The organism is Clostridium grantii DSM 8605 (assembly GCF_900129965.1).
GTDB lineage: Bacteria > Bacillota > Clostridia > Clostridiales > Clostridiaceae > Clostridium_AF > Clostridium_AF grantii.
This window is the reverse complement of the sequence record NZ_FQXM01000005.1, coordinates 195,133-210,171: the sequence shown is the minus strand read 5'-3', so window position 1 is coordinate 210,171 and position 15,039 is coordinate 195,133. Positions and strand designations below refer to the sequence as shown.

Here is a 15,039-nt window from a genome sequence, read left to right as displayed (position 1 = left end):
TGTATTCTTATACATGTGTATTCTTATACAATGGAACTCTTTTCCTTACCCCATTGACTTACTCATTAAGAAATACTAAAATTAAAATAACAAAAACTTTATACAAAGGGTAAGTGTGGTGTTTTTAATGTGTGACTTAGGAATAAAAGTAGAGGATTTTAATCCAAAAATTCTTTACACCTTTGAGAGAAAATTCTCTGAAGGAGAAAAATATGATAACCATAACCATGATTTTTTATCACTTATTTATATACTATCTGGCTCTTGTAATTATATAATCGATGATATTCCATACAAAGTAAAGAAAGGTGATCTTTTAATCTTTAATAAAGGGGTTTATCATGAACGCTGTGAAATTTTTGGAAATGATTTAATTGAATTTCATTTAGGTTATGAGAATATTAATATAAAAAATCGCTGTCCAAACAAACTTCTAGATAGTACTCAAACCCCCATAATAAACTTTCTGAATTATGATAAGGATTTTATTAAATGTTTGAATGAAATTATGGCAGAGCAACAAAAGGATGACAAAGGCAAATACTTAACAATTAAAACTTTAGCAATGAAATTAATTGTTATAATTTTAAAAGAAACTTATGAGAATATTAACACCAAGGATAAAGGAGCTTTAAATATAGACAAGTATGACAAGCTTACAATAGTAAATACAATGATGGAATTTATTAATGAAAATTATATGGAAGAGATATCTTTGGATATTATTTCACAGAATATGTATTTAAGCCCTATGTATATTTCAAAACTTTTCAAGGATGAAACTGGTGAAACTCCTATAAATTACGTTATTAAAGTAAGGCTAGCAAAAGCTTTAGAACTACTAAAAGAAACAGATATTTCTATCAAAGAAGTAGCTAAATCTGTTGGTTATAATGATGCTTATCATTTTAGTAAGCTTTTCAAAAAATATTATGGCTTTCCGCCATCAAAAGCTAAAAGATAGTAAAATAGTGGCAGCCATATATATATGGCTGCCACTATAAAGCATTACTCTTAATAAGTCCTTTGTAACCTATTTTAAAGATGTCCTTGGAATAACACCTCTTCAATACTATATTCAGCTAAAAATGCATAATGCTGTGTTTCTTATTAAACAACAACGCTATACAATCAAAGAAATTTCTTACACCCTTGGCTATAATGACCAATATAACTTCTCTACAGCATTCAAAAAACATTATGGCGTTGAACCTAGCAATTACTTATCCTCTGGTGAAATTTCATGAAATATATTTTATATATATATAATAAGCTCCTATACAATCACCATTTTTACATAAAAACCAAGTTTGTAGTTTAGTTTTTCCTTGGTGTAAATCTACAATAAAAGTGGCTGCACTATCTTTACTTGATAATTCCTGTATCTGAAAATTGCCTTGAATAGAAATCTTTGCCCCACATATTTCATATACTTTACCTTCAGGTCGCTGATGGGTTTTTTCAGTGGCAGGTATTTTTGCAACTCCTTCGCTTAAAAGCAAGTTTGTTTCTCTAGGCCATCTACGTAATTCTATACTATATTTTCCTTCTTTTTCTACTTCTAAGGTCCAATAACCACTTCCGTAAATACCTTTTCTTATATTAATTTGACTATAAGCCATATTTGTATTTCCATGCCATGCATGACAAGTTAATTTCATTTCTCTATCATCATGGCCAATATTTATATAACTATAATCATATTGACCATTTGAAGTCACGTCATCCCACCATTTTTCATAAATTCTAATATATTCATTGCACATACTCATGTTTTCTTTAATAATATTTTTCTTTTGCCCATAATCATTTTTCATATCAAATAACAACATATTTTCTTGATCATCATTTTTTGTTTTTATAAATGCATAGTCTTGTGTCAATACTGTAAAATCCTTATATTTTTCAGGGTAATCTAGTTGCATACAATGTATTATCAATTTTCTATCTTTGTTTAGTGCATCCTTTCCTTCTACTAAATCTTTAGCTATACTTATTCCATCAAATTTCAATCCTTCACCTTTAAGATTGCAACAATCAATCAGTGTTGGTAACAAATCTATGTGTGATGTTAATCCATTAACATCTCTTGGTTTACCAAACTTTCCATTGTGCCATTGAATAAAACAGTTATTTTTATGTGAGCCCTGATATACTTGTCCTTTTTTTCCTCTCATATTGGCATTATAACCATCTGTAACAAAGCCCTCTGCATCGGTAGTTATTCCCGAACTGCCATTATCCCCCATAAAGATAATTATTGTATTGTCCAATATACCCAGTTGTTTTAACTTATTTTCTAGCCTTCCAATATTTTCATCTATATTACTTATCATTCCATAGAATTTTGATAGCTTGTCCGAAAGTCCTTGTTGTAAATAGGATTTTGCATATTTAGGGTTAACATTATAGGGGTCGTGAGGCGCATTAGTAGGTAGATAACAGAAAAACGGTTTGTTTTTATTGTCTTCAATAAAGCTAATCGTTTCATCAAACCATACATCTGTACAATAACCAGTAAAATCCTTTGTTTCACCATTTTTTATATATTTATCATTAAAATAATCATTATCCCAATAATCCGGAGTTTCTCCAATTACTCCACCACCAAAACTTACCACTTGGTCAAATCCTCTGTCACAAGCTCTATATGGATATTCATCTCCCATATGCCATTTGCCAAATATTCCAGTCTTGTACCCAGATTCATGAAAAAAATCTGCCATGGTTTTTGTGTTTTTATTAAGATAATATCTTCCATTCAAAGTACTCCATACCCCTACTCTCATGGAATATTGTCCCGTTAATACTGCTGCTCTTGTAGGAGCACACATTGGATCTGTGTGATAATCACACAATCGAATAGAATCGTCATGCATTGCATCCAAATTAGGTGTTTTTAACCACGGATTCCCATTACATCCAACATCCCCATAACCTTGATCATCCGTTATAATTAATATAACATTAGGTTTAATAATTTTTTTATCCATTTTACCTCTTCCCTTCTATCCTTTTACAGCGCCTGCCACCATACCTGATACAATATATTTTTCTAAAATTAAAAACAATACAATCACTGGCAAAATAGTTAATTTATATTTAACTCAAAAAAACATGGAGTTTTAGGAAAAGAAAAAAACTGTAATTAAATTTCCATCTATTTACAGTCTTTGTTTTTAAAATTCAAGTACTCAATTACCCCAAATATTTTACAAGGCTATCAATCACTTCATCTTCATTATTGTTCTTTTTAACTATATCTGTAACAGATCTAAATCCTGTAGAATCATTTATAGTACTTCCACTAGATGTTACTACTAGATGTATTTTATTCAATTCTTTGTCTTTTAAAAAAGTTTTAATTGCTGGCACTGCACCACCAGCCCATAATGGAGTGACTACAACTAAATCATCTTCCTTAGATAGCTCTCCATTGATTTTTATTTCTACATCTTTGTTTTTTGAAGCGTAGTATCCGCCTTTTATAAAACCTAAAGCTCCACTCCAATTCATGTTATCTGTAATTTCTACTTTGTCACAAGAAAGTTTCTCTGCTATTTTCTCTGCAATTCTTTTACTAATATTTGTTCTTGAAAAATAAACAACTTTATAACCCATTTTACCGTCTCCCTTAAATTTATTATTATTTTACTTCTTTAACTCTACCTACTATGCCACTTTCAAGCATTACTTTAATACCATGATGGTGATTTTGTGAATTTGTAAGAATTCTTTGAACAACACCCTCTGTTGATTTTTCTGTACTTATATGCTTATTCTAGTATACCAGTATTTTAGAATAAAAACATATAAACAAAATTTGATTTATTATTTCTTAATTTTCATGAATTCACTGGGGGTACATCCTTTAATGCTTTTAAAAGTACGGTTAAAGGTAGTTATACTATTAAAACCACTTGAAAATGCAGCTTCTGTTATTGTGACTGTATTGCTCATAAAAATTCTTTCAAATTCTTTTAATCTAAACTCATTAAGAAATATATGAAAATTTTTACCATAGATACTCTTAAAAATTTTTGAAAAATATGTTTCGCTGAATCCTACTGCTTTGGAAACATCAGAAAGTGAAATGTTATTTTGATAGTTTTTTTCAATATATTTAAAAGCCTCGTTTAGTTTCTCAAGTCCAATAACTTTTTTATATGTGTTTTTAGCACCTATATCTTCAAGTTTGCCCGCAATATTTTGTAAAAGTATTACAAAGATATCACAAATCCTGGCCGTCAAATATAAATTATAAGCCAACTCTTTTTCCATAAAGGACTTCACTATTTTATCTATATGCTCTTCCAACTGTGCCCTTATAAAAGGTTGGTGGGTGGTATATACCTTTGTTTGATAAATAAAGGGCTTTATGGCTTCAATCTCCCCCAAATTATCTAAAATAGATGTGTTCAACTGAATATAAACCTTTTTGCCCTCAGTATAATGAGCTTCAATTTTGTGAACATTCCCACCAGGAATTATAACAATATCCTTTTCATTAAGAATATACTCATAGTTATTCACCGTAAGTTTCATACCTTCCTCATAAGCATATATTATCTCAAGTTCATTATGCCAGTGAGCGGGGTAGCTAAAATCTTTATTTTTATTTACTATAACATTAAAGGGTAATGTTTTATTCAAAATACCTGTTTCCCTCAAACCTTCAATTACAATCATAAAATAATCACCAATTTAATTTTATACTTAAAATTAAATTGGTGCAATACGTTAATATTATTAGAACTTAAATCCATTTATTGATTGAGGTGGAAGTTCTATAGATTTCTTTTTTCCATCCAATATTATTGTGCCAACTTCCCTTTTATCATTCATATTGCTTACAAAGACAACTATACTTTTATCAATATTTTCAAAAGCAATAGCACACTTGTCGAAACAAAATGACTCTATTCTTCTAGCTCCCGGTCTTAAGTAACTACCTATTAACTTCATCACATAAAAGTCAGGATTATAGGTAACTTCACCTGTTTCATCATTAATGCTTATTAATGAATTCTGACACCATCCCCAGGTACTTTTCCCGGAATGATCCAAAATCATATTCCAATACGTATAAACACTACAGCCTGCATTAATATAATTAACAAAGTCATTGTAAAGCTTCACCGCTTGTTCCCACTTGTTTTGTCCGTCATAACAAACACTTTCAGTATGAATAATCTTCTTGTCCTGTCTAATTTTAAAAATGTCATTTAAGTGACTAATTATGCTGTATTGAACACCAATACCATCAATATCATCCATAAGTTCAGTATTACCCATGCATTTATTGGCCTGAAGTCCTGTAACTGTTCTAAAGGTTCCTGCACAAATTTTTGTATTTATGTTACGTCTTTCAAACATAGGTATTAGGTAGTTTCTTATAAAATGACTCATCTGCTCTTCAGACATTACACAGCTAGGATATTTTGTATTTACATCAGGTTCATTTTGTATCATTAGTCTATCAATATCTATACCCTTCTTTGCATATTCCTCAAGAAATTTACTAAAATACAAAGCATATGCATTATATACTTCTACAGAGTCTATTAAACTTCCTCCATTAATCATGGAATTATTATCCTTTAACCATGCTGGCGGACTCCAAGGAGAAGTATGGATTTTTAGCTGTGATGCATATTTTTGTGCTAGTTTAATATATGGAATTAAGTATTTCATATCTCTATGGAGACTGAATTTTTCCATCTCATAGTCGCCTACATTATCGTTTAAGCTGTAAGCATTTAATCCAAAATCACTTGCCCCTATGGGAAGACGGCAATAGGTAAAACCAGCACCTTCTTCATTATCAAATAAACTTTTCATAATTTCTTCTCTTCTTTTTTTTTCAAGTGAAAAAAGTGCTTTTCCTCCAATTTCACTAAATGCTGCCCCCACGCCTTCAATTTCCTGGAATTTCTGTTCACTGCTAATCACTATGCTAATGTCTTTAGTATCCTGTCCAGGTTGGTCCTTGCTTTCTCCCCATGAATTTGATATATAATTCATGTCTAAATGATTTTTTCCTAGCTTAATGCTTTGCATATCGATCCCTCCAATTTTGTTTGTCTATATTATAAGAAAAATACGTTTTTTATACTTATCAACTTTTATTCTAGACTTATCATTTTTTATTTTAATACATAATTTTCATAAAATTGATAACAAAACTACCCTAACCAAATTAAATATTATTGGTTGGGGTTTTCATTTAGTATTTAAACAATATCCATTTACAAGTACTTATTTCATATTTTATTTCATATACTTTCAAACAATTATCAATTAAACTTTCACAGGTAAATTTAAGCATATCGTTTCCTGCTAACCTTTCTTTATTTCTCTCTATCACGCTATGTATCTTTATAACTCGATATTGTTCATCCTTTAGATTCAGTTTAAATCTAACTGGATTAGCTACCCCCTCAGAGTCAAACCAAACCATCATTTCAATTGGCTTTGCTATAACCTTCATTATTCATTCCTCATTTTATAAAATACTAGACATTATAGGATACTCTTCTTCTTGAGTTCCTCCGTTTATAGGTCCTATCCCCGAATGTAAAAAACTAGAGCGTATAATAGCTTTTTTACCATATTTCATTCTTATATCATCTATTGTTTTATCTAAAGATAGCTTCTTATCAATATTTGGTTTTTCAAAAAAAGATATTTGATTCTCCATAGCTTTATTCAAATGTGATACTCTAACACCAATATGTCGAATAGCTTCCCCTTTCCACATTTGGTCGAATAACTTTTTGGCTATAATATAAATATCATCAGTACAATTGGTATAGTATCCTATATTTTTCTGATGGGAACAGTTTTCAAATTCACTAGTTCTAATACTAACGGCTACTAATGAACATAAATTTTTAGAATCCCTTAACCTCATTCCTATTGTTTCCACCAAAGATAAAATAACCATATGAGCTGTTCTTGAATCTATAACATCAAATGAAATGGTTGTAGAATTTCCAAGCCCTTTCATATCAATTTGTTTCCCTCCCCTAACCAAAGAATGCTCCATTCCATTTGCATATTGCCATAGTAAAACACCAAAACTTTTAAATTTATGTTGTAACAATTCTACGTCATAATTAGCAATGTCACCAATAGTATTTATATTATATTTTCTTAATTTAGGCGCTGTAGCTCTTCCCACCATAAATAAATCTTCCACCGGCAGTGGCCACATTTTTTCTTTTATCTCATGTTCAAATAAAGTATGAACATTATCTGGTTTTTTAAAATCAGAGGCCATTTTAGCTAAAAGTTTATTGGATGAAATTCCTATGTTAACGGTAAATCCCAACTCATTTTTAATTCTCTCTTTTATTTCGTTGGCTATATCTACTGGTTTCTTTCTAAATAGTGTTTCTAAATTTGTAAAATCTAAAAAACACTCATCTACAGAATACCTTTGAATAACAGGAGAATAGTCTTTAAGCAGTTCCATCATTGCATTGCTGCACTTTAAATATAATTGATAATGGGGAGGTACAATTTTTAATTGAGGGCATTTTTGTAAAGCCGCATACAAGGTTTCCCCTGTTTTTATTCCATATTTCTTAGCTGGAATAGATTTTGCTAATATAATGCCATTTCTACTTTTAGGATCCCCACCCACTGCAGAAGGAATTTCTCTTAAATCCTTTAAATCTCCATGTTGTATTCTATCAATAGCTTCCCAAGATAAATAAGCAGAATTAACATCTATATGAAAAACAATTCTTTTTAAATCATCTTCCATTTCCATCATCTTCCTTTCATTTTAGTTACTATTTATATTATACCCGAACATAAGTTCTATTATCAAGAAAAATTTAAATTTTTTATTTACTTCTATATATTCAATTCATTTCAAGCTATATAAATACCATCTACAGCTCTTCATATCAAACTTGATAACCAAATATTTTCTAGAATCATTAACTAAAGCTTCACATCTAAAAACCACATGAGGGTCAACTTTAGATTTAACCATATCTTTCTGCAATACTCTTTTGATTCTCACCACTTCAGAATAACCATCATCCTCTGTAATTCTAAATCTAATAGGCTTAATTTCTCCATTTACTGTAAAATAAGAAACTACTTCAATAATTTTGGGTAGTAGCATAAAATCACTCCTTTAAGGCTTTTAGAACATATGTTCTTTTTAATTATACTACTATTCTTTTGTTTTATAAAGTTTTTTTTATTCAAAAAAAAGAATATATATATCACTCTACAATACTAGAAAATCAAGATCCAAAATTCGTAACACAATCATAATTTATATGAAAATCATGTTAATAAAATTGACTAATTTTTATATCTCATATATGATTTTTATAATGGCATTCTTTAAAATATAACTCATATATCTGCCATTATACTGGAGGGCCTATGAACTTAAAAGATAAAGCAAAACAACTTCCTTCTTCTCCCGGTGTATACCTTATGAAGGATTCACTTGAAGGTATTATATATGTAGGAAAATCTAAAAATTTAAAAAATAGAGTTAGTTCATACTTCACAAAATCAAAAGCTCATTCTCCTAAGGTGATAAAATTAGTTCAAAATTTAAAAGATTTTGATTATATTCTTACAGATACAGAATTTGAAGCTTTTATGTTAGAGTGCCAATTAATAAAAGAGTTAAAGCCAAGATACAATAGATTAATGAAAAATCCTGAAGGTTATACTTATATAAAAATTAGTGTAAATGATGATTTCCCTTCCATAGAAGCTACTAATGAAGCTAATAAAAATGATAAAAATCTTTATTTTGGTCCTTATACAAGTAAAGGTACCGTTGAAAAAGCAATTGAAGCTATAAAAGTTTCTTGTAAAATACTTTGTAGTAATAATTTCAAAAATAGTTCTGCTTGTTTAAACTATTCTTTAGGTTTATGCATGGGCTTATGTTTAAAAGATTTTCCCCGAGAAAAATATATTAATATTATTGATAACATAATAAACTTACTAAAAGGTAACGACAAAAGTATTATTGAAATAATGGAAAATACTATGAATGATGCTGCCTTCAACCTTGATTTTGAGAAAGCTGCTAAATATAGAGATTATATAAGTGCTGTTAATTCTTTAATTTATAAATCTAAAGTGGTTAAGCATACGAAGCAGAATAGAAATATTGTTTTACTGGAGTATTTAAGTGACAGCATTATTAAATGTTTTCTTATTAAAAGAAATAAAGTGCTTTTTAGTGAAACCTATTTGTTAAAAGATATAAGTACAAAAGAAATTAAGGTTTTGCTTAAAAGTAGAATTTTATTTTATTTTAATACCAAAGAACTTAAGAATTCTTCCTTTCTTGCAAAAGAAGAACTTGATGAATCTGAAATAATTTACCATTATATTAAAAGCAAGGCTAATAACTGTATTCATGTAATCATTGCAGAAAAATGGCTACACTGTGAAAATGGTATACTTCTTGATAACGCCATAAACAAATTATTCTATATTAAATAAATCAACTTAAATTTCGCTTAAAAAATAGAACAAATGAAAGAATTTCTCATAATAATGTGAAAAAATCCATTGAATTTTTTATTCAACTCATTAATAATTGCTCTAAATAAAAAAAACAAACCGGTTAATAATATAACTGGTTTGTTTTTTTATTAATACTTTTATATCTTATAATTCACTAAACTTATCTTAATTCAAATCCTTTTTTCTAATTAAAACAACACCTGCTGCTATAATTGTTAGTCCAAGCATTATTAGGATATTAATATCTATTCTTGATCCTGTTTGTGGAAGTTTAGCAACTGATTCTGTAATAAAATAGTCAGAGCAATGATTTGTATCATATTCCATATACCCTTCACTATCAACCTTTATATTGCTATCCACTTCTTTATACATATCTTTTTCTGGGTAGTATCTGTATACGTTAATTATTTTTCCTGCCCAATTTTTTCCTACAAATACTTTTACAGAAAACATTCCTGGTAATTCTCCGTCATAGTTATAAGAGAATGGGAATAATTCAACATCTTTGCCCATTACATTATAAACTTTATCAATTATTTTTCCTTGAAGTTCTGCACTAACATCTTTAAGTGATAAATCAATATCTCCTATAGTTGCTAAGCTTTCTGCATTAATATCTTTTCCATTAATGCTCCATTGAACGCCATTTTTTGCAAATTTTACGTTGATATTTTTTCCTTGTATAGCTTCAAAAATATCTTTTGAAACTGTTGCTTTGGAAGTGATATCAATTTCAAAGGATATTCCTTCTTTTAACTGGTTATCTTTTACTATCTTACTGATAGCTTGAATTAATTCATCTGAGTTCTTGCCTGCTTCAACAACTGAAGAGTTATTGATTTTATCCTTCAATTTTTCAACCACTTCACTTGGTGCTGTGGTTGTTGTTTCTGGTGTTGTTGTATCTGGTGTTGTTGTATCTGGTGTTGTCGCATCCGGTGTTGTCGCATCCGGTGTTGTCGCATCCGGTGTTGTAGCATCCGGTGTTGTCCCATCTGGTGTTGTTGCATCCGGTGTTGTTGCATCCGGTGTTTCATTTCCTTCAACTATGAAAATAAATTCTTTAGTTGTTATTTCATTATTCTTAGTGAAAGTAGCAGTAAGTGTTACATCTAAATTTTTAGATGCTGCTTTTACTAATCCTGTATTATCTATTAAATTCACATTTCCGCTAACCCATGAAACTACTACATCACTGCCTACTAAAGTAGGTAATGTGATTCCATCATTTGTTAACTTCAATGAATCATAGCAAACTAATGATAATGCACGATCTACTGCATTTGCATCTACTGCTGTTTCTGCTGCTGTTTCTGCTGGTTTTGTCGGTACTGTTTCATCTTCATTTGTATCAGCAGTATTTGTATCCGTAGTATTTGTGTTAGATGAAATTGAAGGATACCATATGCTTAATTCTGGTTTAAGTTCCTCAATAGTTTTATCATTTGAATAAATTTTAACATCAGAACTATCTTTAATTTCATTAACTAGAATAATTGAAAATTTATCAGAACTTAAATCATTATTAACAAAATCTGTTAAATTGAATTTGTATTCAGAAACTCCAAGAAACATATTAATTTCACCTATTTTTGTTGCATTAGCTTCTAGCCAATCTGGAATTTCTGTATTGTCTTTGCTAAATCTTGAAGTTTCTGTAAATATATCATTCCAATTAATTGTATCCCAATCATAAGTTGTCCCATAAACAGATATTGTTGTATCTTTGCTGACACTACTAGCTGATAATCTTATTTGTGCTGCATCAATATCTTTTGATACTGAACTTTTATCAAATTTCATAACTCCTAATCTAATAGTGGTTTCGCCTGAAGTGGTTTTAATATATAATGTATCTTTGTTTAATAATGAATTTGTTGTATCATCTGTAGCTTTACCTGAAGATAACTCTACAATTGTATCTATAGTAGGATTTAGTACAACATCTCCAGCAGTTTCTGGAATAATACCTGTAGCAATAAACTCTACTGCTTTATTCCATATTTTCAATTCTGGCTTTGATCCTTCTTTTTCACTAGAATAAAAATAAACATTTGAATTTGATGCTGTTTCGTCAAATAAAACAAAAGTAAATTTATCCGCATCTAAGTTATCATTAACAAAATCTGAAACATTAATTGAATATTGTTGTTCTGTGGTAGATGCTTCTACGCTTATTTCACCAATTTTTGTTAATCCATTTAACCAATCTTTAATATCAGTATTCATAACTGAATCTACTTCTTTTTCATATCTTGAACTATCAGTGAATCCTAAATCAGTCCATACCAATGCTGTATTCCATGAATTTACTGTTCCATATACTGATATGCTTGTAGCTGCTGACACAGATTTTGCAGTTAAATTTAAACTTAAAGCACTTGCTGATGTTAATTCTAAATTTGTAGCATCAAATTCCACAAGTCCTGCTCTTATCGTAGTTTGTCCGCCACTCATTTTAACATACAAAGTATCTTTTTCATTCTTAACCTCTTCTGTAGCTTTCCCTGATGATAATTCTACATAAGTATCCATTGATGGATTTATAACATTGTCTGCTTCTCTGTCTGGTATGTCCACTGAATTCCCACTGCTATCAGTTGAATCATCAGGTGTAGTAGCTTCTTCCCCTGAATGAGTTACACTTAAATCATATATTTCTACTTCTCCATAAGCTTCAGCTGCATCCCCTTTTGATAAATTTGATTGAGTATACATACCTGCTTTAAAGTAACATCCAACTTTTTCAGCAGCATACTCAACTTTTAATTCATCATTATAGTATATGTTTATAAAACCATTTTCCACTTCAACTTTAATTTTAAATCTGGTTCCTATTTGATACTCACTATCTAGAGTTCCTAGATCTATACTTTCAGCTTGTACAAATAATTTAGTTCCTTCTAATCTAATCATGATAACATCGTCCACAGCATCATGAATTTGTCCCACAACTACATGTGGCTTAACCACAGGTGTATTTGTGATTTTTTCATCAATTATCATGGTATGTTTACCTTCAGTAGTTGACCAACTAGCTTTGCTTGCACCATTATTTGTCATTTCTCTAAGTTCTGATCTAGGATAAGAAGAATTAACAGTGGTTGCATCTGTTCCATCTGCTGCAACTGGAGCATTAAATATAACAGCATCACTTGTATCATTAACATAAAAATACTCTGACTCATAACTATTTAATGCTGGTTGAGTTATCTCCTGAGCATTATTAATAGGAAGAGTTACTTTCCAATTAGTTAAATCAAGTACTTGTGAAGGTAAAAGTTGCTCTGCATAACTATAAGTTCTTGAATCCAGAACTTTTTCATTAATAATTGAATCATAGCTATTATTATTTACTGATATATTTGTTCCAGCAGTAATTTTGATACCATTTGTACAGTTATTAAAAGCATTATCTTCAACAGTAACATTTTCTGCAATACCTGACCCTCTATTATCTGTTCCCGGATCTGCTTCTATAATAAGAGCCCAAAAATCTTTAGAAGTATTATCTTTTATAATATTATTTTTTATAATTGTACCTGGCGCATTTTGAAGATATATTCCTTTTGCACTATCCACTGTAGAACCAGTTATAATATTATTTGAAATAACTGTATCCTCAGAACCAAGATGAACTTTAACTCCTTCACGACAATTAGTAATTATATTGTCATGAATATAGTTACCTGGACCTGATTTATCATGAGTTGCGCCTGTATTTCCAACGCCGACCCCTGCACCTGTTTCAATATCTGTTATTGTATTTCCGTATATCTCATTAAGATACTCATCTTCACCATGTAAGTCGATAGCATCTAATTTTGTTTGAATAAATGTGTTATTTCGAATCATATTATTGTGGGCATAATACTGAATAAGCGCACCATGACGAAGATATGGTCCTTGGAATGTACAATTTTCAACAACATTAAATCTTGTATCATTCATATATCCTAATCTATTAACATTATTACCTTCTCCTTGGATAGAAACACCATATCCAGCTCCTCCACCACCAACATCTGTAGCATTTTGAAAAGTAGAATTCTTAACTACTACATCATGACTTTTTGAAATTCTAACACCCATAGTTTGGTATTTCTCAATTAAAACGTTGTCAATTGTAATATTATAAGACGGAGTATGTGTTGAAGTTGCATCTTCTATACGAATAACATACTTTGGTCCATCCGCTTCTGGATTGTTTGTTTGGTGATCTGTAGAATAATTTCCAGAAAAAGTTGATGTAATAGTCAAATCAGAAATAGCTATATTGTTTTGACCCCACATTTCAAACACATTATCTGAATAATTGCCTTCACTATTTTTTTCAGCTATAAAAATTGTTTTTTCTTTACTTTCTCCTCTTAAATTAACTCCAGTTTTTAGAATTAGTGATGATTTTAAATTATATGTTCCATTTGGAAAGTAAATTTCTTCTCCACTACTAGCTGCATTAATAGCCGCTTGGATTTCAGGTGCATCATCACCATCATTATTTTCTAAATCAATCTTGAAAGTAGAAATATTTATACTATCTTTTGTTACCGAATTAGCAGTATGTACTTCATGAACACTATTATCTGAATTATATAAACCAACTTTTGTGTACTTCACATCTTTAGCTACTTCTGATAATTCCATAGCATCCATTGAATCACTATCTGAAGAATAAAAATGTGTTTCTAAAATACTAGTCCACGCTCCTGATTTTGATCCATCATAGTAAGTATAACCGTGCCCTGTAATTTTTACGTATCTAGCTTTTGTATTTTCAATATCGAATTTTTCCATATCTAATGTTTGAGCTGAACTTTGTCCTGAATATACGGTTGTCCAATTTACGTCATCATCAGACACTTCTATGTCTATCATAGTGTATCTTTTGTCTCCTTGATGAAATGCGATCCCTATAAAACCAATTTCTTTTGACTCACCAAGATCATATTTAATCCATGGTCCATTTCCATTTACATCATTAGCTGCAGACCAACGAGTATCACTAAGGTTATCATTTGTATTAATAGGTAAATTCCCATCATCTGCACTTGCAATTACATTAACCACACTTAAACGTTTACTTGATTCCTCTGCAAGAACATGAGTATTTACTACTAAAATATTAAACATTAGTAAAAAACTCATGGTGACGCTGATAATTTTTTTCATTTTCTTACCCCCCTGTATTTTTGTGGAACTTTGATATATTCACTAAAGAATAATTTTGCATTCTTTTATGAGTAATAAAATGCTTAATTATTCATTTGTGCTTAGTTGGTTCGCATTTAAGAACTCAGTACGGAATAGCTCGCAGAAAAATTCGTAACTACGTATTTAATTCTTGTATGTTTGCAGAATTATTCGCAATTACGTACTTAGTACGAACTGTACCATATAATTATATTTGAATTAATAAATTATCTATTAATTCAAATTTTTTCTTTACTATTTGTCATAGTATTCCATGTAAACTTATATTACCCTTTATTTATTATTTTGTCAATGGTCTTTTTA

The 15,039-nt window shown here is 29.9% G+C and carries 11 protein-coding genes and 1 pseudogene; 3 read left to right on the top strand and 9 right to left on the bottom strand.

The annotated features are described in order from the left end of the window. Positions 1-127 precede the first annotated feature (127 nt). Positions 128-964 (top strand): AraC family transcriptional regulator, encoded by an 837-nt coding sequence (locus tag BUB83_RS05955; protein ID WP_073337531.1) that lies wholly within the window; start codon positions 128-130, stop codon positions 962-964. A gap of 43 nt (positions 965-1,007) precedes the next feature. After that, positions 1,008-1,247: a helix-turn-helix transcriptional regulator gene (locus BUB83_RS22915; RefSeq protein ID WP_084133422.1), complete on the top strand. Its 240-nt coding sequence runs from the start codon at positions 1,008-1,010 to the stop codon at positions 1,245-1,247. Here the strand turns inward: BUB83_RS22915 and BUB83_RS05945 are convergent. The 8 genes and pseudogenes from BUB83_RS05945 to BUB83_RS05910 all read right to left on the bottom strand — a co-directional run bounded on the left by BUB83_RS05945 (position 1,242) and on the right by BUB83_RS05910 (position 8,140). Further along, positions 1,242-2,993 carry an arylsulfatase gene (locus BUB83_RS05945; RefSeq protein WP_073337530.1) on the bottom strand — a complete coding sequence of 584 codons (1,752 nt, stop codon included), beginning with the start codon at positions 2,991-2,993 and terminating at the stop codon, positions 1,242-1,244. The two genes, BUB83_RS22915 and BUB83_RS05945, sit on opposite strands and share 6 nt — an antisense overlap. A gap of 205 nt (positions 2,994-3,198) precedes the next feature. Next, positions 3,199-3,621: a flavodoxin family protein gene (locus BUB83_RS05940; protein ID WP_073337529.1), complete on the bottom strand. Its 423-nt coding sequence runs from the start codon at positions 3,619-3,621 to the stop codon at positions 3,199-3,201. Positions 3,622-3,646: 25 nt separating this feature from the next. Further along, positions 3,647-3,766: pseudogene (locus BUB83_RS05935) on the bottom strand (YwbE family protein); the annotation flags it as partial. Positions 3,767-3,831: 65 nt separating this feature from the next. Then, complete coding sequence (locus BUB83_RS05930) at positions 3,832-4,689, bottom strand: AraC family transcriptional regulator (RefSeq protein ID WP_084133421.1); 858 nt, start codon at positions 4,687-4,689, stop codon at positions 3,832-3,834. Positions 4,690-4,749: 60 nt separating this feature from the next. After that, positions 4,750-6,060, bottom strand: a complete 1,311-nt coding sequence (locus BUB83_RS05925) for a glycoside hydrolase family 30 protein (protein WP_073337528.1) — start codon at positions 6,058-6,060, stop codon at positions 4,750-4,752. A gap of 166 nt (positions 6,061-6,226) precedes the next feature. Continuing rightward, entirely contained in the window at positions 6,227-6,490 is a 264-nt protein-coding gene (locus BUB83_RS05920) for a hypothetical protein (protein WP_073337527.1), read from the bottom strand. A gap of 15 nt (positions 6,491-6,505) precedes the next feature. After that, positions 6,506-7,771, bottom strand: coding sequence for a DNA polymerase Y family protein (locus tag BUB83_RS05915; RefSeq protein WP_073337592.1), 1,266 nt, complete (start codon positions 7,769-7,771; stop codon positions 6,506-6,508). 105 nt (positions 7,772-7,876) lie between these two features. Beyond that, positions 7,877-8,140, bottom strand: a complete 264-nt coding sequence (locus tag BUB83_RS05910; protein WP_073337526.1) for a hypothetical protein — start codon at positions 8,138-8,140, stop codon at positions 7,877-7,879. A gap of 269 nt (positions 8,141-8,409) precedes the next feature. Here BUB83_RS05910 and BUB83_RS05905 point away from each other — a divergent pair, with 269 nt between their 5' ends. After that, positions 8,410-9,495 carry a GIY-YIG nuclease family protein gene (locus BUB83_RS05905; protein ID WP_073337525.1) on the top strand — a complete coding sequence of 362 codons (1,086 nt, stop codon included), beginning with the start codon at positions 8,410-8,412 and terminating at the stop codon, positions 9,493-9,495. A 189-nt stretch (positions 9,496-9,684) separates the two neighbouring features. Here BUB83_RS05905 and BUB83_RS05900 read toward each other — a convergent pair whose 3' ends face one another. Beyond that, positions 9,685-14,694 carry a polysaccharide lyase family 7 protein gene (locus tag BUB83_RS05900; RefSeq protein ID WP_073337524.1) on the bottom strand — a complete coding sequence of 1,670 codons (5,010 nt, stop codon included), beginning with the start codon at positions 14,692-14,694 and terminating at the stop codon, positions 9,685-9,687. Between the last annotated feature and the right edge of the window lie 345 nt (positions 14,695-15,039).

Coding starts and splice junctions, on each gene's coding strand:
- BUB83_RS05955 (WP_073337531.1), top strand. CDS start 128: ATGTGTGACTTAGGAATAAAAGTAGAGGATTTTAATCCAAAAATTCTT.
- BUB83_RS05945 (WP_073337530.1), bottom strand. CDS start 2,993: ATGGATAAAAAAATTATTAAACCTAATGTTATATTAATTATAACGGAT.
- BUB83_RS05940 (WP_073337529.1), bottom strand. CDS start 3,621: ATGGGTTATAAAGTTGTTTATTTTTCAAGAACAAATATTAGTAAAAGA.
- BUB83_RS05930 (WP_084133421.1), bottom strand. CDS start 4,689: ATGATTGTAATTGAAGGTTTGAGGGAAACAGGTATTTTGAATAAAACA.
- BUB83_RS05925 (WP_073337528.1), bottom strand. CDS start 6,060: ATGCAAAGCATTAAGCTAGGAAAAAATCATTTAGACATGAATTATATA.
- BUB83_RS05920 (WP_073337527.1), bottom strand. CDS start 6,490: ATGAAGGTTATAGCAAAGCCAATTGAAATGATGGTTTGGTTTGACTCT.
- BUB83_RS05915 (WP_073337592.1), bottom strand. CDS start 7,771: ATGGAAGATGATTTAAAAAGAATTGTTTTTCATATAGATGTTAATTCT.
- BUB83_RS05910 (WP_073337526.1), bottom strand. CDS start 8,140: ATGCTACTACCCAAAATTATTGAAGTAGTTTCTTATTTTACAGTAAAT.
- BUB83_RS05905 (WP_073337525.1), top strand. CDS start 8,410: ATGAACTTAAAAGATAAAGCAAAACAACTTCCTTCTTCTCCCGGTGTA.
- BUB83_RS05900 (WP_073337524.1), bottom strand. CDS start 14,694: ATGAAAAAAATTATCAGCGTCACCATGAGTTTTTTACTAATGTTTAAT.